This window comes from Variovorax sp. CF079, assembly GCF_900101545.1.
Classification (GTDB): Bacteria; Pseudomonadota; Gammaproteobacteria; order Burkholderiales; family Burkholderiaceae_C; genus Variovorax.
The window spans coordinates 67,387-89,537 of the sequence record NZ_FMZU01000006.1 but is presented as its reverse complement, the minus strand read 5'-3'; the positions used below and the strand labels follow the sequence as shown (position 1 = coordinate 89,537).

26 protein-coding genes are annotated in these 22,151 nt (G+C 68.6%); 21 read left to right on the top strand and 5 right to left on the bottom strand.

Annotated features, from left to right (window positions below):
• Positions 1-17: 17 nt before the first annotated feature.
• Positions 18-623: a c-type cytochrome gene (locus BLS74_RS09620; RefSeq protein WP_093104969.1), complete on the top strand. Its 606-nt coding sequence runs from the start codon at positions 18-20 to the stop codon at positions 621-623.
• Between the two features lie 66 nt (positions 624-689).
• Here BLS74_RS09620 and BLS74_RS09615 read toward each other — a convergent pair whose 3' ends face one another.
• From BLS74_RS09615 to BLS74_RS09605, 3 genes are read right to left on the bottom strand one after another with little or no spacing between them, the layout of a single operon-like run.
• A complete protein-coding gene (locus BLS74_RS09615) occupies positions 690-1,232 on the bottom strand; it encodes a DUF2946 family protein (protein WP_093104966.1) in 543 nt (180 codons plus the stop codon).
• Between the two features lie 40 nt (positions 1,233-1,272).
• A complete protein-coding gene (locus BLS74_RS09610; RefSeq protein WP_093104963.1) occupies positions 1,273-2,247 on the bottom strand; it encodes a YheT family hydrolase in 975 nt (324 codons plus the stop codon).
• A 1-nt stretch (position 2,248) separates the two neighbouring features.
• Positions 2,249-2,701, bottom strand: coding sequence for a YybH family protein (locus tag BLS74_RS09605; RefSeq protein ID WP_093104961.1), 453 nt, complete (start codon positions 2,699-2,701; stop codon positions 2,249-2,251).
• Between the two features lie 244 nt (positions 2,702-2,945).
• Here BLS74_RS09605 and rutA point away from each other — a divergent pair, with 244 nt between their 5' ends.
• From rutA to rutF, 6 genes are read left to right on the top strand one after another with little or no spacing between them, the layout of a single operon-like run.
• On the top strand, positions 2,946-4,058 hold the full coding sequence (gene rutA, locus BLS74_RS09600; RefSeq protein ID WP_093104958.1) for a pyrimidine utilization protein A: 1,113 nt from the start codon (positions 2,946-2,948) through the stop codon (positions 4,056-4,058).
• Between the two features lie 17 nt (positions 4,059-4,075).
• On the top strand, positions 4,076-4,855 hold the full coding sequence (rutB, locus tag BLS74_RS09595; RefSeq protein ID WP_093104955.1) for a pyrimidine utilization protein B: 780 nt from the start codon (positions 4,076-4,078) through the stop codon (positions 4,853-4,855).
• A gap of 29 nt (positions 4,856-4,884) precedes the next feature.
• Complete coding sequence (gene rutC / locus BLS74_RS09590) at positions 4,885-5,277, top strand: pyrimidine utilization protein C (RefSeq protein ID WP_093104953.1); 393 nt, start codon at positions 4,885-4,887, stop codon at positions 5,275-5,277.
• A 2-nt stretch (positions 5,278-5,279) separates the two neighbouring features.
• On the top strand, positions 5,280-6,080 hold the full coding sequence (gene rutD / locus BLS74_RS09585; RefSeq protein WP_093104950.1) for a pyrimidine utilization protein D: 801 nt from the start codon (positions 5,280-5,282) through the stop codon (positions 6,078-6,080).
• A complete protein-coding gene (locus BLS74_RS09580; RefSeq protein ID WP_093104947.1) occupies positions 6,077-6,667 on the top strand; it encodes a malonic semialdehyde reductase in 591 nt (196 codons plus the stop codon). The genes rutD and BLS74_RS09580 overlap by 4 nt, the downstream gene beginning before the upstream one ends.
• Before the next feature lie 16 nt (positions 6,668-6,683).
• Positions 6,684-7,178, top strand: coding sequence for an NADH-dependent FMN reductase RutF (gene rutF / locus BLS74_RS09575; RefSeq protein WP_093104945.1), 495 nt, complete (start codon positions 6,684-6,686; stop codon positions 7,176-7,178).
• Positions 7,179-7,191: 13 nt separating this feature from the next.
• Here the strand turns inward: rutF and rutR are convergent, their stop codons facing one another.
• Positions 7,192-7,920 (bottom strand): HTH-type transcriptional regulator RutR, encoded by a 729-nt coding sequence (gene rutR, locus BLS74_RS09570; protein ID WP_093104942.1) that lies wholly within the window; start codon positions 7,918-7,920, stop codon positions 7,192-7,194.
• A 236-nt stretch (positions 7,921-8,156) separates the two neighbouring features.
• On the opposite strand from rutR, the gene BLS74_RS09565 reads away from it, so the two are divergent.
• Genes BLS74_RS09565 through BLS74_RS09510 form a run of 12 tightly spaced genes read left to right on the top strand, consistent with a single transcriptional unit; the run spans position 8,157 to position 19,822 of the window.
• A complete protein-coding gene (locus BLS74_RS09565; RefSeq protein ID WP_093104938.1) occupies positions 8,157-9,158 on the top strand; it encodes an isopenicillin N synthase family dioxygenase in 1,002 nt (333 codons plus the stop codon).
• A gap of 2 nt (positions 9,159-9,160) precedes the next feature.
• On the top strand, positions 9,161-9,568 hold the full coding sequence (locus BLS74_RS09560; RefSeq protein ID WP_093104935.1) for a VOC family protein: 408 nt from the start codon (positions 9,161-9,163) through the stop codon (positions 9,566-9,568).
• Positions 9,558-10,649 (top strand): BMP family ABC transporter substrate-binding protein, encoded by a 1,092-nt coding sequence (locus BLS74_RS09555; protein ID WP_093104933.1) that lies wholly within the window; start codon positions 9,558-9,560, stop codon positions 10,647-10,649. Before BLS74_RS09560 ends, BLS74_RS09555 begins: the two co-directional genes overlap by 11 nt.
• Positions 10,646-12,166, top strand: a complete 1,521-nt coding sequence (locus tag BLS74_RS09550; RefSeq protein WP_093104930.1) for an ABC transporter ATP-binding protein — start codon at positions 10,646-10,648, stop codon at positions 12,164-12,166. Before BLS74_RS09555 ends, BLS74_RS09550 begins: the two co-directional genes overlap by 4 nt.
• Positions 12,159-13,301 (top strand): ABC transporter permease, encoded by a 1,143-nt coding sequence (locus BLS74_RS09545; protein WP_093104927.1) that lies wholly within the window; start codon positions 12,159-12,161, stop codon positions 13,299-13,301. Before BLS74_RS09550 ends, BLS74_RS09545 begins: the two co-directional genes overlap by 8 nt.
• Entirely contained in the window at positions 13,301-14,227 is a 927-nt protein-coding gene (locus BLS74_RS09540; protein WP_093104924.1) for an ABC transporter permease, read from the top strand. The genes BLS74_RS09545 and BLS74_RS09540 overlap by 1 nt, the downstream gene beginning before the upstream one ends.
• A complete protein-coding gene (locus BLS74_RS09535) occupies positions 14,224-14,919 on the top strand; it encodes a cysteine hydrolase family protein (RefSeq protein WP_093104922.1) in 696 nt (231 codons plus the stop codon). The genes BLS74_RS09540 and BLS74_RS09535 overlap by 4 nt, the downstream gene beginning before the upstream one ends.
• Positions 14,916-15,902 carry an isopenicillin N synthase family dioxygenase gene (locus BLS74_RS09530; protein WP_093104919.1) on the top strand — a complete coding sequence of 329 codons (987 nt, stop codon included), beginning with the start codon at positions 14,916-14,918 and terminating at the stop codon, positions 15,900-15,902. Before BLS74_RS09535 ends, BLS74_RS09530 begins: the two co-directional genes overlap by 4 nt.
• Positions 15,903-15,931: 29 nt before the next feature.
• A complete protein-coding gene (locus BLS74_RS09525; protein ID WP_093104916.1) occupies positions 15,932-16,978 on the top strand; it encodes an ABC transporter substrate-binding protein in 1,047 nt (348 codons plus the stop codon).
• Positions 16,975-18,114 (top strand): ABC transporter ATP-binding protein, encoded by a 1,140-nt coding sequence (locus BLS74_RS09520; RefSeq protein WP_244503817.1) that lies wholly within the window; start codon positions 16,975-16,977, stop codon positions 18,112-18,114. Before BLS74_RS09525 ends, BLS74_RS09520 begins: the two co-directional genes overlap by 4 nt.
• A complete protein-coding gene (locus tag BLS74_RS09515; RefSeq protein WP_212733652.1) occupies positions 18,111-19,010 on the top strand; it encodes an ABC transporter permease in 900 nt (299 codons plus the stop codon). The genes BLS74_RS09520 and BLS74_RS09515 overlap by 4 nt, the downstream gene beginning before the upstream one ends.
• Positions 19,007-19,822, top strand: a complete 816-nt coding sequence (locus BLS74_RS09510; RefSeq protein ID WP_093104914.1) for an ABC transporter permease — start codon at positions 19,007-19,009, stop codon at positions 19,820-19,822. The genes BLS74_RS09515 and BLS74_RS09510 overlap by 4 nt, the downstream gene beginning before the upstream one ends.
• Here BLS74_RS09510 and BLS74_RS09505 read toward each other — a convergent pair.
• Positions 19,819-20,571 carry a Rossmann-fold NAD(P)-binding domain-containing protein gene (locus BLS74_RS09505; protein WP_093104911.1) on the bottom strand — a complete coding sequence of 251 codons (753 nt, stop codon included), beginning with the start codon at positions 20,569-20,571 and terminating at the stop codon, positions 19,819-19,821. The genes BLS74_RS09510 and BLS74_RS09505 overlap by 4 nt on opposite strands.
• Positions 20,572-20,616: 45 nt before the next feature.
• On the opposite strand from BLS74_RS09505, the gene BLS74_RS09500 reads away from it, so the two are divergent.
• Both BLS74_RS09500 and BLS74_RS09495 read left to right on the top strand, forming a co-directional pair.
• Positions 20,617-21,213, top strand: coding sequence for a LemA family protein (locus BLS74_RS09500; RefSeq protein WP_244503816.1), 597 nt, complete (start codon positions 20,617-20,619; stop codon positions 21,211-21,213).
• Positions 21,214-21,221: 8 nt separating this feature from the next.
• Complete coding sequence (locus BLS74_RS09495; RefSeq protein ID WP_093104908.1) at positions 21,222-22,151, top strand: TPM domain-containing protein; 930 nt, start codon at positions 21,222-21,224, stop codon at positions 22,149-22,151.

Sequence of the window (22,151 nt, the reverse complement as noted above, 5' to 3'; positions counted from 1 at the left end):
CGATATTGAGGACGCCAATGAGCGACGACCCGCACTACCAGGCCACAGAAGACGCCCACACCGGCCCGATCAAGAACCCGAAACAGCTGCTCCTCGCGGTCTTCTTCTCGTTCATCGCTCCCATCCTGATCATCGCGGGCCTCGTCTCCTACGTGGTCTCCGGCACCCATCCCTCGGGCGATGCGCAAGGCGACAACATGTCGCTCTACGGCGTGTCGAAGGAAGCGCGCGATCGCGAGATCGCCGAACGCCTCAAGAAGGTCGGCTCGATCGAGATCCGCGATGCCAACCGGCCGCTCGCCGCCGGCGAAGCCGTGTTCAAGGCGCAATGCGTGGCCTGCCACGGCGCGCCCGGCATCCCGACCGCTCCGCACCTCAACGATGCCGCGGCCTGGGGCCCGCGCATCGGCCAGGGCTACGCCACGCTGCTCGAGCATGCGCTCAAGGGCAAGGGCGCCATGCCCCCGCAGGGCGGCGGCGACTTCGAGGATGTCGAGATCGGCCGTGCGGTGGCCTACCTGGCCAATTCGGGCGGCGCCAAGTTCCCGGTGCCGGACCGTCCCGCGGCAGCGGCACCCGAGGGTGCGGCGTCCAATGCCGCGGCTGCAACAGCGGCCAAGTAAGAAAGCCCATCTCCTCGAACAAAGAGCCCGCATGCGGGCTCTTTTTCATTGGCGCGCGAGATGGATTCAGCGCGCCGGCTGCTTGACCGGCTGGCCCGCCGCCGGGCTCATGACATGGCCGAAGCGCGCAGGCAGTTCCGCGGCGCGCACGTTCTCCGGCGCCCAGCGCCCCGCTTCGACCGCCTCGGCCGCCACGCCGACGTCCTGCGTATGGACCAGCCCGAGGCCGAGCGGCGCCACCAGGTAGAGCTTGCCCTCCTCGTCGAGCAGGCAGGCCGAGGGCTCTACGCCCAAGCCGCTGTGCGAACGGACCGAGAAGTCCTCGGCCACGCGCCAGATCCATGGCGCGGCTTCGAGCTCGACGTACACGCGCTGCGGGCCGTTCTGGAAGAACCACTGGCCGCGCTCGTCGTGTTCGTAGTTGCGCTGGATGAAATCGATCAGCTTGTCGTGCTTGAGCAGCGAGCCCTTGGCCACCGGAAAAGGCCCCATGGCCTGGGTGCGGTCGTCACGCATGTACCAGTTGCCGCGCGCGTCCAGGCCGAGCCAGCCGTAGCAGTGCGGCACGTTGGGCCACTTGGCGAGCGCCTGTTTGACGATGTCGTCCATGGCGCTCATTCTGGCGCGGATCGGGCCGCGCGGCTGTAGTTCAAGCGCTCAAATGCTGTGCAAGCCAGCCGCCGACTCGCTCCGGCATGCCGCGCACATGGCCGGGCGGCGCGCCCAGCGGAAAACCCACATGGCCGCCATGGGCCGGCTGCCACAACGTGACGTGGCGGCCGACCTCGTCCTGGCGCGGCAGGCTGGCCGCCGGCACGAAGGGGTCGTTGGTGGCATTCACCGCCAGCGCGGGAATGCGGATCGCGTGCAGATGCGGCTTGGCCGAGCCCCGCGTCCAGTAGTCGTCGGTGTCGCGAAAGCCGTGCAGCGGCGCGGTGAACACGTTGTCGAAAGCGTAGAGATCCTGGGCCTCGAGGAGCTTGTCGCGGTCGAACAGGCCCGGATGCTGGGCCAGCTTGGCCAGCGCCTTGGGCTTCATGGTCGACAGGAACATGCGCGTGTAGACCAGCCGGTTGAAGCCGCGGCCGATCGCCATGCCGCCGGCGGCCAGATCGAGCGGCGCCGAGATCGAGGCCACGGCGCTGACCAGCTTCGAGGCCTCGTCACCCGCCTCTTCGGTCCAGCGCAAGAGCGCATTGCCGCCAAGCGAGACACCTGCCGCCAGCATCGGCCCGCCATGCTGCGCGTGCAAGCGCCCGAGGATCCAGCCGATCTCCTCATAGTCGCCCGAGTGGTAGGCGCGCGGCGCGAGATTGAGTTCGCCGCTGCAGCCGCGGAAATGCGGCACCGCATAGTCCCATCCGCGCACCATCGCAAAGGCCGCGAAAGCCTCGGCGTAGTGGCTCTTCGACGAGCCCTCGAGGCCGTGGAACAGGATCAGCAGCGGCTTCGGCCCGGAACCGGCCGCATCGAGAAAGTCCACGTCGATGAAGTCGCCGTCCGGCGTGCCCCAGCGCTCGCGCCGATAGGCCGGCAAAGGGGCCTCCACGCGGCGCGCATAGAGCGCGGGCCAGATGGTTTGGAGGTTGCCGCCGGGCAGCCAGAGGGGCGCGACGTATTGCATGTCAGTGAAGCGTCTGCGGGGCAGCGTCGTCCTCGTCTTCGGGCGCGTGCACGCTGCCCGGGCTTGCATGGTGCGCCACCATGCGCCAGCCCTGGGCGGTCTTGTGATAGACGTTGGTGGCCAGCACGAAGGCATGGCGCGGCCCCTCGGCGGTAAGCACCTCGATGCGCTCCAGCACGTTGTGCACCGCGCTCGCGAGCGATTCGACCCGGCGCACGCGTGCCGGCGTGGCGTGGATCGCGCCATTGGCGAACATGTGCTCGAAGGCGGCGCGGATCGCCTCGGTGCCCACCAGCCGCGGGCCGCCGGGATGGACGCAGAACACCTCGTCCTCGTCGGCCCAGCAGACCATCAATGCATCGATATCGCCGCGCTGCAGCGCTTCGTAGAAGGCGGCCTCGACGTCGTCGGCGGTGCCGCCGACGGCAGCGGCGCGGAGTTTGGTCTTGGGCATGGCAGAGGAAACAGGCAACTGACGGTGATTGTGCGGGGTCCTTGCACCAAAGCCGGCCACGACCGCACAGACCAAACGCTCCATTTTGGACCATTTGGTCCAATTTCTACCGACGGAAACCTGCAAGTGGTTGATTTTAAAAGACTTAACCAAATGGCACGGCCTATGCATAAGACCGTCGGCGCGCGTCCTTCGGCGTTGCGCCCACAGCCCATCCCTCACCTTCGGTCCAGGAGCGCAACGCATGAACGTCGGCATCTTCATCCCCATCGGCAACAACGGCTGGCTGATCTCGGAGAACGCTCCGCAGTACAAGCCGAGCTTCGAACTCAACAAGCAGATCACGCAGAAGGCCGAGCACTACGGCGTGGACTTCGCGCTCTCGATGATCAAGCTGCGCGGCTTCGGTGGCAAGACCGAGTTTTGGGATCACAACCTAGAAAGCTTCACGCTGATGGCCGGGCTGGCCGCCGTCACCTCGAAGATCAAGCTCTTCGCCACGGCGGCCTCGCTGGTCATGCCGCCGGCCATCGTGGCGCGCATGACCTCCACCATCGACTCGATCTCCAACGGCCGCTTCGGGCTCAACCTCATCACCGGCTGGCAGAAGCCCGAGTACTCGCAGATGGGCATGTGGCCCGGCGACGAATTCTTTGCGACCCGCTACCGGTACCTGTCGGAATACGTGCAGGTGCTGCGCGAGCTGTGGACCACTGGGCAGTCCGACTTCAAGGGCGAGCACTTCAAGATGGACGACTGCCGCGTGAGCCCGAAGCCGCAGGCCGACATGAAGGTGATCTGCGCCGGCCAGAGCGACGCCGGCATGGACTTCTCCGCGAAGTACGCCGACTACAACTTCTGCTTCGGCAAGGGCGTCAACACGCCCAAGGCCTTTGCGCCGGCGGCCGAGAAGCTCATCGAGGCGACGAAGAAGACCGGCCGCCACGTGACCTCCTACGTGCTCTTCATGGTGATCGCCGATGCCACCGACGAAGCCGCGCGCGCCAAGTGGGAGCACTACAAGGCCGGCGCCGACCAGGAAGCGCTGGCCTGGCTCACGCAGCAGAGCGCGGCCGACACCAAGTCGGGCGCCGACACCAACGTGCGGCAGATGGCCGACCCGACCTCGGCGGTCAATATCAACATGGGCACCCTCGTCGGCTCCTATGCGACGGTGGCGCGCCTGCTCGACGAAGTCGCCGAGGTGCCCGGCACCGAAGGCGTGCTGCTGACCTTCGACGACTTCGTGCTCGGCGTGGAGGCTTTCGGCGAGCACATCCAGCCGCTGATGAAAAGCCGCACGCACATCGCGAGCCCCGTGCCTTCGCGCGTCGCCGCCGAGCGCCTGGCCGCCTGATTCGAAGTGACCCCGCCATGAAGAACACCACCATCGCCTCCAGCACGCCGGTGGGCGTGCCGAACGCACCGGGCGCGCCCGCGCCACTGGTGCTGCCCGCCCGGCCCGAACCGCTGGGGCTGCATGCCGCCAACTCGGCGCTGATCGTCGTCGACATGCAGAACGCCTACGCCTCGATCGGCGGCTATGTGGATACCGCCGGCTTCGACATCTCGGGCGCGCAGGGCGTGATCGCCAACATCGCGCGCACCATCGCCGCCGCGCGCGCGGCCGGCATGCTGGTCGTGTTCCTGCAGAACGGCTGGGACGCCGATTACGTGGAAGCCGGCGGCCCCGGCTCGCCCAACTGGTACAAGTCCAACGCGCTCAAGACCATGCGCAAGAAGCCCGAGCTGCAAGGCAAGTTCCTCGCCAAGGGCGGCTGGGACTACGCGCTCGTCGATTCGCTCCGGCCGCAGGCCGGCGACATCGTCATTCCCAAGACCCGCTACAGCGGCTTCTTCAACAGCACGCTCGACAGCAGCTTGCGCGCGCGCGGCATCCGCAACCTGGTCTTCACCGGCATTGCCACCAACGTGTGCGTGGAGTCCACGCTGCGCGACGCCTTCCACCTCGAGTACTTCGCCGTGATGCTCGAAGACGCAACGCACGAGCTCGGCGGGCCCGCTATCCAGCAGGCCGCGGTCTACAACGTCGAGACCTTCTTCGGCTGGGTCTCGAAGGTCGACGATTTCTGCAGCACCTTCGCGCCCGAGGCCGCCACCCAACCCGCAGCGGCCGAAGCGGCCACTGCCTGATTTCACTTTCCCGAAAGGAGCAACGAACCATGCCCAAGCAAGCCATCATCCCGCCCGGCACCGGCGTGCCGCTCGCACCCTACGTTCCCGGCACGCTCGCCGACGGCGTGCTCTACGTGTCGGGCACCCTGCCCTTCGACAAGGACAACAACGTGGTCCATGTCGGCGACGCGAGCGCGCAGGCGCGCCATGTGCTCACCACCATCCAGGGCGTGGTCGAGGCCGCCGGCGGCACCATGGACGACGTGACCTTCAACATGATCATGATCAAGGACTGGGCCGACTACGCGAAGATCAATGCGGTCTACGCCGAGTTCTTCCCCGGCACCAAGCCGGCGCGCTACTGCATCCAGTGCGGGCTGGTGAAGCCCGACGCCTTGATCGAGATCGCCTCGATCGCGCACGTGGGCAAGAAGGCCTGAGCATGCCGCTGCACTACGAGGTGCACGGGCCGGCCGAGGGCGAGGCCGTGCTGCTGTCCTCGGGCCTCGGCGGCTCGGCGGGCTTCTGGCAGCCGCAGCTCGCTGCACTGATCGGGGCCGGCCACCGCGTGATCGCCTACGACCAGCGCGGCACCGGCCGCAGCCCCGCCGACCTGCAGGCCGACTATGCGATCGCCGACATGGCGCGCGACGTGATCGAGATCCTCGACGCCACCTCGACGGCGCGCTGCCACCTGGTGGGCCACGCGCTCGGCGGCCTGGTCGGCCTGCAGCTCGCGCTCGACGCACCCTCGCGCGTGGCCAGCCTCGTGCTCGTCAACGCGTGGTCGAAGCCCAATCCGCATTCGGCCCGCTGCTTCGACGCGCGCCTGGCGCTGCTCGGCGCCTGCGGCCCACGCGCCTATGTCGAGGCGCAGCCCATCTTTCTCTACCCCGCCGCCTGGTGCGCCGCCCACGCGCAGCGCGTGGCCGACGAAGTCGAGCATGCGCTCGCGCATTTCCCCGGCGAGGCCAACATGCGCGCGCGCATCGGTGCGCTGCGCGCCTTCGATGTCGACGCGCGGCTGGTCGAGATCGCCGCGCCCGCGCTGGTGGCAGCCGCCACCGACGACGTGCTGGTCCCCTGGACCTGCTCGCAGCGCCTCGCCGAGGGCCTGCCTCACGCGAGCCTCGAGTGCGTGCCCCATGGCGGCCATGCACACAGCGTGACCGAGGCCGAGCTCTTCAACCGCAGCCTGCTCGCCTTCCTGGCGCGCGTGGGCGCACCTGGAGTCCCCGCATGAAACCCTCCCTGGACGACGACGCCCTGGCACTTCTTTTCACCGAGGCCCGCTCGCACAACGGCTGGCGCCCTGAGCCGGTCTCCGACGCCTTGCTCGAACAGGTCTACGCGCTGGCGCGCACCGGGCCGACCTCGGCCAACTGTTCACCGGGCCGCTTCGTCTTCGTGCGCACGCCCGAGGGCAAGGCGCGCCTGGCGCCGGCCTTGTCGAAGGGCAATCTGGCGAAGACGATGAGCGCGCCGGTCACCGTGATCGCAGCCTGGGACAGCGCCTTCTACGACAAGCTGCCCACGCTGTTCCCGCATGCCGACGCCAGAAGCTGGTTCACCGGCAGCGTCGAGGCCGCCCGCGAAACCGCCTTTCGCAACGCCACGCTGCAAGCCGCCTACCTGCTGCTCGCCGCGCGCGCGCTGGGGCTGGATGCGGGGCCGCTGTCCGGCTTCGACAGGGCGAAGATCGACGCCGCCTTCTTCACCGGCACGCCCTGGACCACCAACTTCCTGATCAACCTGGGCCACGGCGACCCCTCGAAGCTGTTCGGCCGCCTGCCGCGCCTGGACTTCGCAGAAGCCTGCGCGCTCGCCTGAGGAAAGCACCGCCGCCATGAACGCCTTGCCCAAGAGCGATTACCGCGATGCGATGGCCCGCCTCGGCGCGGCCGTGCATGTCATCACCACCGACGGCCCCGGCGGCCGCGCCGGCTTCACCGCATCGGCCGTGTGCAGCGTGACCGACGAGCCGCCGACGCTGCTGGTCTGCCTCAATCGCTCGGCCTCGGTCTACCCGGCCTTCCAGGCCAACGGCGTGCTCTGCGTGAACGCGCTGGCCGCGGGGCAGCAGGCGCTGTCGGGCCTGTTCGGCGGCAAGACGCCGATGGACGAGCGCTTCGCCGCGGGCCGCTGGAGCCGCAAGCGCACCGGTGCGCCGGTGCTCGAGGACGCGGCCGTGTCCTTCGACTGCCGCGTGTCGCAGGTGACGCGGGTGGGCACCCACGACGTGCTGTTCTGCGAGGCCGTTGCGATCGCGATCGGCGGCACCGCGCACGGCCTGATCTACTTCGACCGCCGCTACCACGACATCGTCGCCGCGCCGCACTGAGCGCGCGGCGCGCTCAGCGCGTGGTGATGCCGCTCAAGACGATGCGCTGCACGTTGTCCACCGTCTCTTCGAAGAACTCCGGGTCATCCAGCGTACGGCCCGTGATGGCCTGCACCTGCACGCCGAAGTCGGCGTAGTGCTGCGTGGTGGCCCACAAGGCGAAGATCAGGTGATGCGGATCGACCGGCGCGAGCTTGCCGGCGGCCACCCAGGCGCGGATCACTTCGGATTTGCGCGTTACCAGGTCGCGCAGCTCGCGATCGAGTTCGTCGCGCAAGAGCGGCGCGCCCTGGATCATCTCGAGGCAGAACAGGCGCGAGGCATCGGGCTGGTCGCGCGAGATCACCAGCTTGCGCCGGATGTAGTCGCCAATCGCCTGCCGCGGGTCCTGCTCGGCGTTGAAGCCGCGCAGCGGCTCCAGCCACACGGCGAGCAACTCGCGCAGCACCGAGACGTAGAGCTCCTCCTTGTTGGCGAAGTAGTAGAGCAGGTTGCTTTTCGAGACATCCGCACGCGCTGCGACCTGGTCGACGCTGGTGCCGTGCAGGCCGAAGCGCGAGAAGAGCCCGAGCGCCGCGCGCAGGATCGCCGCGCGCTTGTCCTCGATCTGGCGCAGCCGCCGGTTCACCGACGTGACGCTGCGCGCCACGGGCGCGCGCTTCGGATGCACGCGCTTGGATGGCGGCGCTTCGACGGCCAGCGTGGACGGCGGCTTGATGCTGCTGCTGCGAGTTTTCGGCATGTGTTGCTTTGCTTCTTTCTCCACCCGGGATTCTCGTTGTCTGCGATGCAGCCCGCATGCACGAGTCATACCGCCCATGGTACGCACCATGGCAACACCCAGCGCACGCATTCGCCGTGCCGCACCGCTGCCCGCGCACCACGCCGATGCAGCAAAGCGCATTTGTCCATTTGGTCCAACTGGCATGGACGTTGCATGTCGAAGCGCCGCCACCGTCACACCGAAGGATTGAAAGCATGACCCTGCTGTCCGTACCGATCATCGATCTGGCGCCCTTCTTTTCCGGAACGCCCGAAGGCAAGGCCGAGGTGGCGCGCAAGGTCGACGAGGCCTGCCGCAGCATCGGCTTCCTGGTCATCACCAACCACGGCATCGCCCCCGAACTCATCGCGCGCGTCTCCGCGGTCTCGCGTGAATTCTTCGCCTTGCCGCTGGCCGACAAGCGCAAGGTCGATCGCCCGCGCGACGACGCGGTGCGCGGCTACAGCGCGGTGGGCGAGGAAGGGTTGTCGTACAGCCTCGAAGAAGCGGCGCCGGGCGACCTGAAGGAGTCCTTCTCCATCGGTCCCTCCAATGTGCCGGCCGACGACTACCACCGGGGCGTTGCGGCCGGCCCGCACTTCGAGCCCAATGTCTGGCCCGATCTGCCGGGCTTCCAGCCGGCCTTCGACGAATACTTCGAGGCGATGAGCGATCTCTCGCGTTCGCTGATGCGCATCTTCGCGCTCGCGCTGGAACTTCCCGAGACCTTCTTCGACGACAAGATCGACAAGCACATCAGCATGTTCCGCGTGCTGAGCTACCCGCCGCAGACCGAGGCTGCATTGCCCGGCCAGCTGCGCGCCGGCGCGCACAGCGACTACGGCAGCCTCACCGTCGTGCTGCCTGACGACAAGGGGCTGCAGGTCTTCAACAAGGCCGGCCAATGGGTCGACGTGCCGATGGTCGAGGGCGGCCTGGTGGTGAACATCGCCGACCTCATGATGCAGTGGACCAACGACCTGTGGGTCTCGACCCTGCACCGCGTGGTCAACCCGCCGCCGGATGCGGCCGCCACCAACCGCCGGCAGTCGCTGGTGTTCTTCCACCAGCCCAACTACGACGCGATGGTCGAGTGCCTGCCGAGCTGCCTCGCGCCGGGCGAGGCGCCGAAGTACGCGCCGATCTCTTCCGGCGACCACTTGAAGTCGAAGTTCCTGAAACAGACGACCTTCGGCGGCACCAAGGTGACAGCCTGAACATGCCTCATCTTTCCTACGTCAACGTCTTCGCGAAAGACGTCGTCGCGCTCAGCGGCTTCTACCAGCGCGTGTTCGGCTTCCCCGAGATCGAGGCCATCCGCTCGCCGATCTTCCGCGGCCTCGACGCGGGCAAGGCCAAGCTGGGCTTCAACGCCTTCGATGCCTACGAGCTCTTGCAGCTGGCCGAGTTCTCCGACACGCGCGGGGTCAAGTTCCTGCTGAACATCGATGTCGATTCGCAAGTGGAAGTCGACCGCATGGTGCCGGTCGCCGTCGCTGCCGGCGCCACGCTCGTCAAGGCGCCCTACGTCACCTACTACCACTGGTACCAGTCGGTGCTGCTCGACCCCGAGGGCAATGTGTTCCGTATCAATTTCATGATGAAAGGTCCGAGTGATGTTGCGTAAATCGATTCCTTGCGCGGTCGCAGCGCTTGTCGCGGGCGCCGCGCTGATCGGCCCGGCGGTGGCCGCCGACGGCTTCACCCTGAAGGGCAAGCCGAAGATCGCGATGCTGTACTTCGGCCCCAAGAACGACGGCGGCTGGACGCAGGCCTTCGACGAAGCGCGCATCAAGGTCGAGAAGGAAACCGGCGAGAAGATCCAGTTCGTCGAGAACGTGCCGGAAGACGCATCCGCCATCAAGCCCGCGGCCGAGAAGTTCATCCAGCGCGGCGCCAACATCATCATCGGCACCGCCTTCGGCTATTCCGACAGCTTCAAGGAGCTCGCGGCCAAGTACCCCGAGGTGGCCTTCCTCAACGGCTCGGGCACCAGCAACGGCGCCAACCTCGAATCCTTCTACGGCCGCACCTACGAGAGCCAGTACCTCTGCGGCATGGCTGCAGGCGCAGCCTCGAAGACCGGCAAGCTCGGCTTCGTCGCGGCCAACCCCTTCGGCGTCGTCAACTGGACCATCAACGCCTTCGCGCTCGGCGCGCAGAAGATGAACCCGAATGCCACGGTGAACGTGATCTACACCGGCTCGTGGAACGACCCGGTCAAGGAACGCGCCGCCGCGGCCGCGCTGATCGACCAGGGCGCCGACGTGATCGGCCAGCACGTCGACAGCCCGACGCCGCAGATCGTGGCGCAGGAGCGCGGCGTCTACGGCACCGGCCATCACCGCGACCTGCGGCAGTTCGCGCCCAAGGCCACGCTGTGCTCCTCGGTCTGGGTGTGGGACAAGTTCCTCACGCCGGAGCTGAAGAAGATCATGGCCGGCAACTGGAAGCCGGCGCAATACGGCGCCTTCATTCCGATGAGCGCGGGCGGCACCGACATCGCGGGCTTCGGCCCCGGGGTGCCGAAGGACAAGGCCGCCGCGATCACAGCAGAACGCGACGCACTGCTCAAGGGCAAGCAGATCTATGCCGGCCCGCTGGCCGACCGCGACGGCAAGGAGCGCGTCGCCAAGGGCGCCGTGCTGTCCGATGCCGATCTCTGGAAGATGGACTGGTTCGTCAAGGGCGTCGTCACGCAGAAATGACCACGGCGCTGCAGCTCCAGGGCATCCACAAGTCCTTCGACGGATTTGCGGCGCTGACCGACGCGCACTTCTCGGCGCGCTGGGGCGAGGTGCATGCGCTCTTGGGCGAGAACGGCGCTGGCAAGTCCTCGCTGATGAACATCGCGGCCGGCCTTTATGCGGCCGAGGCCGGCACGATGTCGGTCGACGACAACCCGGTGCGCTTCAGCGGGCCGCGCGATGCGGCGAAGGCGCGCATCGGCATGGTCCACCAGCACTTCCGGCTGGTGCAGCCCTTCACGGTGGCGCAGAACATCCTCCTGACCGCGCCGCGGTCCGAGCGCTTCGAAAGCCATGGCAAGCGCCTGCGCCGCGTCGAAGAGGCGATCCGCGTCAAGGCGCGAGAACTCGGCTTCGACATCGACCCGGCGCAGCGCGTGGACCGGCTGTCGGTGGCCGAGCAGCAGCGCGTCGAGATCCTCAAGGTGCTCTTGGCCGGCACGCGCATCCTGATCCTCGACGAGCCCACCGCCGTGCTGACCGACCAGGAGGCCGAGCGCCTGCTCTCGACCGTGCATGGGCTCGCGCGCCGCGGCGCGGCGGTGGTGCTGGTCACGCACAAGATGGCCGACGTCAAGCGCCATGCCGACCGCGTGACCGTGATGCGCGGCGGCCGCACGGTCGCGACGGTCGACCCGCAGCAGATGCCGGTGGGCGAGCTGGTCCGGCTCACGGTCGGCGAATCGATCACCGCGCCCGCAGCCGGGTCGACGCGCGCGACGCCGGGCCCGGTGCGGCTCACGGTGCGCGGATTGCGTTCGCCCGAAGTGCAAGGCCGCCGCGTGCTCGACGGCATCGACCTCGACCTGCGCGCGGGCGAGATCTACGGGCTGGCCGGCGTCGGCGGCAACGGCCAGGGGGAACTGGCGGGCGCGATCATGGGCCTGCCGGGCCGGACCGAAGGCGAGATCGCGCTTGATCGCCATGGCGATCTCAAGGCGACGCCGACGACGGCGCGCCGTGCACTGGGGCTGGCGACCATTCCCGCCGACCGCTACGGCCTCGCGCTCGCGGGCGGCCTCTCGGTTTCCGAGAACTACGGCATCGGACAGGTCCACAGCGGGCGCTACGGCTCGGCCTGGCGCCTGAAGCGCCGCGAGATGGACCAGGACGCGCAAGCCGCCGTCGCCGCCTTCGACGTGCAGGGCGTCCGCTCGATCGCGCAGAAGGCTGCGCTGCTGTCGGGCGGCAATGCGCAGAAGCTGGTGCTGGCGCGCGAGTTCGGCAAGTCGCCGCGGCTGGTGCTGGCCCACAGCCCGAGCCGCGGGCTGGACGTGCGCGCCGGCGCCGAAGTGCATGCGCGGCTGCGCGCCGCGCGCGATGCCGGCGCGGCCGTGCTCCTGATCAGCGAAGACCTCGACGAGGTGCTCGCACTGGCCGACCGCGTGGGCGTGATGACGCGCGGCCGCATCGTGGCCGAGTTCGCGCAGCCGGCGGACCGGCAGGCCATCGGCCAGGCGATGGTGGACCATGGCTGAGCCCTCGCTCGCGATGCCCATTGCGCACCTCGCGGACACACCGGCGGCGGCATCCGCGCGCCAGCCCTGGGGCGCGCGCCGCTATGCGCTCGAGATCCGCCAGCACATGGCCTGGCATTGGCAGGCGCTGATCCTCGCCGCCGCCATCGGCGTGGGGCTCCTGCTCTCGGCCGCCATCCTGGTGGCCGCGGGCGTGCCGGCCGGCGAGTTGCTCAACGAGTTCATCGTCCAGACTTTCCTCGATGGCCAGAACTTCCGCGCCGTGCTGTTCCAGGCGGCGCCGATGATCCTGGTCGGGCTGGCCGGTGCGATGGCCTTTCGCGCACGCTTCTGGAACCTCGGCCTCGAGGGCCAGATGATCTGGGGTGCGATCGGCGCCACGGCCGTTTCCCTCTTCGAGATCGGCCCGCCTTCCTTACGCCTGCCGCTGATGTTCCTTGCCGCGCTGGCCGCCGGATTGCTGTGGGTGCTGGGCCCGGCGCTGCTCAAGCTCAGGCTGGGCGTCAACGAGATCATCTCGACCTTGATGCTCAACTACATGGCGGCCAACTTCCTGCTGCACCTGGTGTACGGCAGCTGGAAGGACCCGAAGGACAACTTCCCCTATTCGCCGCAGTTCCGCGCCTTCGAGCGCTTGCCCGATCTCTTCTCGGGCGTGAACAGCGCGATTCTGCTGGCCGCCGTCGTCGCACTCCTCGGATGGTGGCTGGTCGGCGTGAGCCGCGCCGGCCTGTACCTGCGCTTCGTCGACGCCAACCCGCGCATGGCGCATGCAGCCGGCGTGCCGGTGGCGCGCGTCATCTACGGCGCGGTGCTGCTCTCCGGCGCGATGGCCGGCCTCGCGGGCTTCGCCGTCACCGCGGGGCAGGAGGGCCGGCTCACACAGGCCTTCTACCAGGGCTATGGCTTCTCCGGCATCCTGATCGCCTTCCTCGCGCGCAACAACCCGCTGGCCGCCAGCGTGGTCGCGCTGATGGTCGCGGCGCTGTTCGTGACCGGGCGCAGCCTGCAGGTGTTCTACCAGGTGCCCTTCTCGATGGTGCAGCTGATCCAGGCCGTGATCGTGGTGTGCGTGGCATCGAGCGACTTCTTCATCAGGCATCGCCTGCGCCGCGTGGGCACCGGAGCAGCGTGATGGACATCGTCCTCAACTGGCTCGCCAACACGCCGGATTTCGCAGTGCCCTATGCGCTGGCCGCGCTGGGCCTGATCGTCTGCGAACGCGCGGGCGTGCTCTCGCTAGGCGCCGAAGGGCTGATGCTGGTCGGCGCGCTGGCCGGCATCGGCGCGCAGCTGGCCTTCGGCGAGCCGGCGGTGTCGCTGCTGCTGGCCATGCTCGCGGCTGCCGTCGTCTCGCTGCTGTTCGCGGTGATGGTGATCTGGCTGCGCGTCAACCAGGTGATCGCGGGTCTCGCGCTCGTGTTCTTTTGTCAGGGGCTCACGGCACTGGTCGGCACGCTGGCCCAATGGACCAACCAGGCCACGCCCGGCATCGGCACGATGGCGCTGTGGCCCTTCTCCTCGCTGCCCGTCGTCGGGCGCCTGTTCCAGCAGAACGCGATGGTCTGGCTCACGCTGCCGATCTTCGCGGCCGTCACCTGGTTCCTGCTGCGCACCGATGCGGGCCTGCGGTTGCGCGCCGTGGGCGAGAACCCGCAGGCCGCCGATGCGGCCGGCATCTCGGTTTCGGCCTGGCGCTTCGCGGCGGTGCTGGCCGGCTCCGCGCTGGTCGGGCTGGCCGGCGCCTACATCTCGGTGGTCAGCACCAAGCTGTGGATCGCCGGCATGACCGGCGGGCGCGGCTGGATCGCAGTGGGCCTGGTGATCTTCGCGCGCTGGTCGCCGTGGAAGGCGCTGGCCGGCGCGCTGCTCTTCGGCTGCATCGAGGCGCTGATCCCGCAGCTGGCCGCGGCCGGCGTGCAGCTGCCGCAGTACTTCGTGCTGATGACGCCCTATGCAGTGACGCTCGGCGTGATGGTCTGGGTGGCGCTCGCCCGGCGCGGCGACGACGGCGAACCGGGCGCCCTGGGCGTGCCCTATGTGCGGGAGGAAAGACGATGAAGGCCTACGTCTACGAGCAGCCGCGCGAGCTGGGCGAGGGCTTCGAGGACTATCTCGACCCGGCGGCCACCGCCGTGATCTCGATCGACATGCACCGCGGCCATCTGGATGAAGGGCCCGACTGCCCCTGCCCGGCGCCGCGTGCACGCGAGTTGGTGGCGCCGATCGACGCCTTCCACGACCTAGCCCGCGCGCTGGGCATACCCATCGTGCACGTCAAGTCGGTGCTCCGGCCCGGCGGCGCCGACGACCTGCGCGGCATCCCGGCCGCATGGCGGCGCACCTTCCCGCTGCATGTCGGGGAAATTCCGAATGCCGATGCGCACGCGATCGAGGGCAGCCGGTGGACCGAGTGGGTCACGCGCGTCGAGCCCGGCGACCTGCGGGTGGAGAACAAGCGCCGGCTCTCGGCCTTCTATCCGACCGACCTCGACTTCCTGCTGCGCAACCAGGGCATCCGCACCGTGGTGCTCAACGGCGGCTTCACCGACTGTTGCGTGCTCAACACCGCCTTCGACGCCAACAACCACAACTACCGCGTGATCGTGCTGCGCGACCTGGTGCGCGGCACCGACGCGCACCTGGAGGCCGCGGCGCTCAGTATGGTGTCGCTGCACCTGGGGCTGGTGGTGGAGGCGGCGGACCTGCTGGCGCACTGGCAGCAGTACTCCTCGTTCGAAGTTCATCCATGACATCCATTCCCCTCATCGATCTACACGGCAACATCGACTCCGAGGCGCCTCTTGCGCGCGAGACTGCGGCGCGTCTGTGCGAGGCGCTCAGCACCATCGGCTTCGCCTACATCGCGGGCCACAACGTCGCGCCCGCCTCGCGCGACGCGGCCTTCGCGGCCTCGCGCGAGTTCCATGCCTCGCCGCTCGAACGCAAGCAGTCGATCGCGATCAACGGTTTCCATCGCGGCTACATGGGCATGGCCACTTCCACCATCGTCACCTCCTCGGTGGCGAAGGTGACGCGGCCGAACATGAGCGAGTCGCTGATGCTCATGCACGAGCTGCCGCCGGACGATCACCGCCTGCTGGCCGGCCTGCCGCTGCAGGGCCCCAACCAGTGGCCCGGCTGGGTGCCGGACTTCCAGGTGCGCATCGAGCGCTACATCGCCGAAGTCGACGCGCTCTCCCGCTACCTCGTGCAGCTGATCGCCATGAGCCTGGGGCTGCCGGCGCATGCGCTGGATCATCACTTCGACCATCCCACCACCTTCCTGCGCCTCTTGCACTACCCGCCGCAGCCGCCGCTGGAAGACGAGCAGATCGGCTCGGCCCCGCACACCGACTACGGCGTCATCACGCTGCTGGCGCAGGACGACGCGGGCGGCCTGCAGGTACGCCCGCGCGGCGGCGACTGGATCGAGGCGCCGCCGATTGCGAACACCTACGTGCTCAACGTCGGCGACATGCTCGCGCGCTGGACCAACATGCGCTTCGTCTCGACGCCGCACCGCGTGATCAACCGCTCCGGCGGCGACCGCTATTCGCTGCCCTACTTCTTCGACCCGGGCATGGACGCGCTGATCGAATGCCTGCCGACCTGCACCGACGAGGCCAACCCGCCGAAGCATGCGCCGGTGCACTACGGCGACTACCTGCTCGACCGCCTGAACCGCAACTACGACTACCGCCGCACATCGGCCGGCGATGCCGTCACCGCCTGATCCTTCCACTGCCGCCCGAAAGTCTTCCCATGCTCGCTCTTCAAAATCGCCGCGACCTCCTCCTGCGCAGCCTCGGCGCCGCCGCCGGCCTCGCGCTGCCCGCCCTGTCCTCCTTCGCCGCCGCGCCGCTGGTGGTCAACACCTACGGCGGCCGCTGGGAGAAGTTCTGGCGCAGCGACCTGCTGCCGATGCTCGACAAGACGAGCGGCGTGCAGCCCACGCTCGACGTCGGCCTGGGCAAGAACTTCATCGCCAACCTGCGCGCCGCCGGCATCGAGAAGCCGCCCTACAGCGTGCTGATGGTCAACGAGAACATCGCGAGCGTGGTGCGTGGCGAGGGCTACTTCGAGCCCATCCCTGCGGCCAAGGTGCCCAACCTTGCGAACGTCTACCCCAACCTGCGCAACCCGGGCGACAACGGCGTGCGCGGCATCGTCTCGACCATCGGCATCGGCTACCGCAAGGACCTGGTGAAGACGCCGCCCAAGTCCTGGACCGACCTCTGGAGCAACCCCGAGTTCAAGGGCAAGATCGGCCTCTACCAGATCGGCAACACGGCCGCGATGCTGTTCCTCCTGATGACCGCCAAGATCTACGGCGGCTCGCAGGACGCGATCGACCGCGCCTTCGTCGAGATCAAGAAGCTGCTGCCCTTTACGCAGGCCGACTGGAGCGGCACGCTCTCGACCATGCTCACGCGCGGCGACGTGACGGTGGCGGTGATCGACTTTCCCGAGATCGTCGCGCTCAAGAAGAAGGGCGTGCCGGTCGAGATGGTGGTGCCGAGCGAGGGCGTGGTGGCCTTCGAGCAGTCCTTCAACATCCTCAAGAACGCGCCCAACAAGGAGGATGCCTACAAGTACCTGAACTTCATCCTGCAGCCCGAGGTGCAGGAGATGATGGCCAAGGAATTCTTCACCTCGCCCACCAACACCAAGGTGCAGCTGGCATCGGCGATGGCGGCCGACGTGCCGGTCAGCGGCCAGGCCATGGCCTCGATCGTCGGTTTCGACTGGAGCAAGGTCAATCCGCAGCTGCCGGCCATCACCGACCGCTGGAACCGGGAGATCAAGTGAGCGCGGTGCTGCCTGCCGGCACGCGGCCGGCGGATTCGGACGCGGCCGCCGCGGTGCGCGCGCGCCGCATGACGCGGCTCACGCTGCAAGGGCTCTGCAAGAGCTTCCAGGCCACGACCGCGCTGCACGCGCTGGAGCTTCACACCGAGCCCGGCGAGTTCATCTCGCTCCTGGGCCCGAGCGGCTGCGGCAAGACCACCACGCTGCGCTGCGTGGCCGGCTTCGAGTACCCCGACGAGGGCGCAGTGCTGCTCGACGGCGAAGACATCACCGGCCTGCCGCCCGAGCGCCGCGACATCGGCATGGTGTTCCAGAACTACGCGCTGTTCCCGCATCTCACGGTGCGGCGTAACCTCGCCTTCGGCCTGGAGATGCGCAACGTGCCCAAGGCCGAGATGGCGCGTCGCATCGACGCGGTGCTGGCGATGGTGCAGCTAACGAGCATGGCCGAGCGCTATCCGCGCCAGCTCTCGGGCGGCCAGCAGCAGCGCGTGGCGCTGGCCCGCGCGCTGGTGATCGAGCCGCGCCTGCTGCTGCTCGACGAACCGCTGGCCAACCTCGACGCAGTGCTGCGCGAGGACATGCGCGTCTTCATCCGCGAGCTGCAGAAGCGCGTCGGCATCACCACGCTCTACGTCACGCACGACCAGGCCGAGGCGATGGTGATGTCCGACCGCGTGGCGGTGATGCTGGGCGGCCGGCTGCAGCAGTTCGACGTGCCCGAGGCGATCTACCTGCGCCCGCGCAGCGTCGATGTCGCGCGCTTCATCGGCCGCTCGAACCTGATCGAAGGCCGCGTCGAGTCGAAGCTGCCCTACGAAGGCGCGTGGCTGCGCTTTCGCATCGAGACTGCGCTCGGCACCGTGGAGGCCGACCATGACCAGCCGCTCGCGCCCGGCCAGGCCGTGCACGTCACGATCCGGCCCGAGGCGATCCACTTCGACGGCAGCGGCCCCTACCAGGGCCTGGTGGCCACCAGCTACTTCCTCGGCAGCAGCGTGGAGCACACGGTGCAATGCGCGGGCGGCCAGACGCTGCTGGTGCAGACCGCGCCGGGCCAGCGCGTCGCGGCCGGCGCCTCGAGTGGCATGCGTTTCGAGCCGGGGCACGCCTGGATCATCGCGGGGCAGGAATGAGCGCCATCGCCTCCGCCGCACCGGTGCCACGCGCGATGCAGGCCGTGCCGCTCGCGCGCCGCGCCTTCTGGCTGATCGCGCCGGCGCTGCTGCTGATCGGCGTCTTCCTGGTTCTGCCCTACCTCAACATCGCGCTGATGAGCCTGCGCCCGCCGGCCGTCGGCGCACCCTACGGCGCGGGCCTCACGCTCGCCAACTACGGCCGCGCGCTCTCCGACGGCTACCTGCTCGGCGTGTTGGGCGACACGCTGCTCCTGGGCCTCACCGTCACGCCGATCTGCCTGCTGCTGGGCTACCCGGTGGCCTACCACCTCGCGCGCACGACTTCGCGCTGGGGCAGCGCGCTCTACGTGCTGGTGCTCTCGCCGCTGCTGGTGGGCGTGGTGGTGCGCAGCTTCGGCTGGCTGATCCTGCTGTCGGGCAACGGCGTGGTCAACCGCGTGCTGCTCGACCTCGGCCTGGTCGAGACCGGCCTGCAGCTGATGAACAACCGGCTCGGCGTGACCATCGCGCTGGTGCACGTGTTCCTGCCCTTCATGATCCTGCCGCTGGTCGGCGTCATTCAAAGCATCGACCCGTCGCTCGAAGCGGCCGCGCGCTCGCTCGGCGCTTCGCGGCTCAAGGTGTTCTGGCGGCTCGTGCTGCCCTTGTCGTGGCCCGGCATTCAGGCCGGCACGATCCTGGTCTTCGTGCTGGCGCTGAGCGCCTACGTGACGCCGGTGATGCTCGGCGGCGCGCAGGTCAAGACCATGTCGGTGCTGGTGGTGCAGAACCTGATCGACAACTTCCAGTGGCCCTCCGGCGCGGCACAGGCGCTGGTGCTCACGGCATGCGGCATGGCGGCGGTGGCGCTCTATGGGAAGTTGACTGGCCGCTTCATGAAGGGCCTGGCATGACGCGCCGCGCACCGCTGTCGCATCGCATCGCCGACGGCTTCGGCCTCTTCTGCGTCGGCGCCGTCTACGCCTTTTTGCTGCTGCCGATCGCGATCATCGTACTGATGTCGCTCAACGCCGGCGAGTTCATGACTTTCCCGCCGCAGGGCATCTCGCTGCGCTGGTTCGGCGCGCTGTTCGTCAACGAGGCCTTCATGCGCGCCATCCGCAGCTCGCTGCTGCTGGCGGCGATCGCGACGCTGATCTCCTCGGTCATCGGCATCGCCGGCGCGCTCTACGTGGTGAGGTATGCGCAGCGGCTGCGCGAGCCGCTGCGCATGCTGCTGATGATGCCGCTCATGCTGCCCGAGATCCTGACCGCCATCGCGCTGCTGTTCTTCCTCTATGCGAGCGGCATCGGCACGCGCACGATGTTCGGTCTGGTGGTCGGCCACGTGCTGGTGACCCTGCCCTACGTGTTCACCAACGTCGCGTCGGCGCTCTACAACCAGGACGCCTCGCTCGAGCAGGCGGCGCGCAGCCTCGGCGCCTCGCCCTGGCGTGCCTTCCAACGCGTGACGCTGCCGCTGATCAAGCCCGGCATCATCACCGGCGCGCTGTTCGCCTTCGTGATCTCCTTCGACCTCTTCAACATGTCGCTGCTGTTGAAGGGCATCGGCATGACGACGCTGCCGCTGCAGCTCTTCGACTACCTGCGCTGGGACTTCGACCCGACCGCGGCCGCCGTGTCCACGGTCAGCATCGTGCTTACGCTGGCGGTGGTGGTGTGGGTGGACCGGACGGTGGGGCTGCGCTCGCTGCGCTTCGGCTAGCGCGCACGCAGCCAGCCCTCCGCCACCGCGCGCAGCTCGCCCTGCGCCGCCTGCCACACCAGCTCGGGCGCGGCCACGTGCACGCCCGGCGGCGCGATGCGCAGCGCGACGTCGACCAGCTCCGCCACCTTGGTCGCGCGCACCGGCTGCTCGCTGGTCGGCACCATGAAGCGCGCGATGGACAGCATCCAGGCCGCCAGCCGCTCGGCCGGATTCGCGAAGCGGGCCGCGGCGGGCTTCTGCGCCGAGCGCACGATGATCACGCGCTCGAAGCCCAGAGCGACCACCGCCTCTTCGTCGAGGCTGGCGAGGCCGCGCTTCAGCGCTTCCGGCAGCCGGCCCTGGTCGTGCGGCTGCACGATGGCCAGCGTGCGCACGCCGCAGGCCCGCAGCCAACGGGCGAGCGCGGGCAGCTGCGCCGGCTCGGGCGTCCACAGCGCGCGTTCGCGGTCGTAGTAGAGACGCGGCGTCTCGAACAGGACCAGCGCCGTATCGGCCGCGACGAGCGGCCACTGCGCGATCTCCGCAACCGGTGCGAGCAGGGTCTCGACGCCGCGCAGGCCGTCGCGAATGGGTTCGCGTGCGAGCACGCGCGTGTGGTCGAAGCGATGCCGGCCCGCCAGGCGCCGCACCAGTTCCTGCCCCAGCGCGCCGGTGGCGCCGGCGATCAGCAGCGTGCCCTCGCCCGATGCGATGGGCTGCGCTCCACGGCTCGCGGCCTGCAGGGCTTGAAGAGGGTCGGCCGACATGCATCTATGCTAACTTCGCCCACTTCGCACCTCGGAGAGTTCGACATGGTGAAACGCTGGCTCTTGATCATCCTCACGGCGCTGTCGCTCGCAGGCTGCGGCTACAACGACTTCCAGCGCCTCGACGAGGCCAGCAAGTCGGCCTGGAGCGAGGTGCTCAACCAGTACCAGCGCCGCGCGGACCTGGTGCCGAACATCGTGGCCACGGTCAAGGGCGAAGCCAACTTCGAGCAGGAAACGCTGACCAAGGTGATCGAGGCGCGCGCCAAGGCGACCTCGATCCAGGTCACGCCCGAGACTCTCAACAACCCCGAGGCCTTCAACAAGTTCCAGCAGGCACAGGGCGAGCTCTCCAGCGCACTGTCGCGCCTGATGGTGGTGGCCGAGCAATACCCCAACCTCAAGGCCAACCAGGCCTTTCGCGACCTGCGCGTGACGCTGGAAGGCACCGAGAACCGCATCACCGTGGCGCGCAACCGCTACATCCAGACGGTGCAGGAGTACAACGTGCTCGCGCGCAGCTTCCCCACCAACATCACGGCCAAGGTGTTCAGCTACGACGCGAAGCCCAACTTCAGCGTCCAGAACGAAGCCCAGATCTCGACGCCGCCGACGGTGGATTTCGGCGCACCCAAGAAGTAACTTCTTAGATGACGGCCGCCCGCATCCGGCGCGCGCTGACAGCCCTCTTCCTGGTGGCCGTCGGGCTCGCCGGCGCACAGGCCCAGGACCTGTTGCCGGTGCCGGCGCTCAGCGCGCGGGTGATCGACCAGACCGGCACGCTCGATGCCTCGCAGCGCCAGGCGCTCGAAGCCAAGCTCCAGGCCTTCGAGCAGCAGAAGGGTTCGCAGATCGTGATGCTGATGGTCGCGACCACGGCGCCCGAAGACATCGCGAGCTACGCCAACCGCGTCGGCAATGCCTGGAAGATCGGCCGCAAGGAGGTGGGCGACGGCATCCTCGTCATCGTCGCCAAGAACGACCGCAAGATGCGCATCGAGGTCGCGAAGACGCTCGAAGGCGCGGTGCCCGACATCGCGGCGGCGCGCATCATCGACCATGCGATGAAGCCGCGCTTTCGCGAGAACGACTTCGCGGGCGGACTCGACGCGGCGGCCGACCAGCTGATCGCGCGCGTCAAGGGCGAGGCGCTCCCCGAGGTCGACAGCAAGAGCGGCGACTTCGGCAACGATGCGCGCGACGACACCGGATTCGACTGGCAGGACCTCGCCATCTTCCTGTTCTTCGGCGTGCTGATCGGCGGACCGATCGCGCGCGCCATCCTCGGCAAGGTGCTGGGCCCGCTGGCGCTGGGCGGCGCGACGGGCGTGCTCGTGATGGTGCTGACCTCGAGCCTGGTGGTCGCGGTGCTCGCTGGCCTTGGCGCGCTGCTTTTCACGCTGCTGTCGACGGCCTTCGGTGCCGGCGCCGGCCGGCGCGGCGGTGGCTTGGGCGGAGGCGGCCTCGGCGGCTGGGGCACCGGTGGCGGCGGCTGGAGCGGCGGCTCCTCGGGCGGCGGGGGCTTCAGCTCCGGCGGCGGCGGCGATTTCGGGGGCGGCGGCGCCTCGGGGGACTGGTAG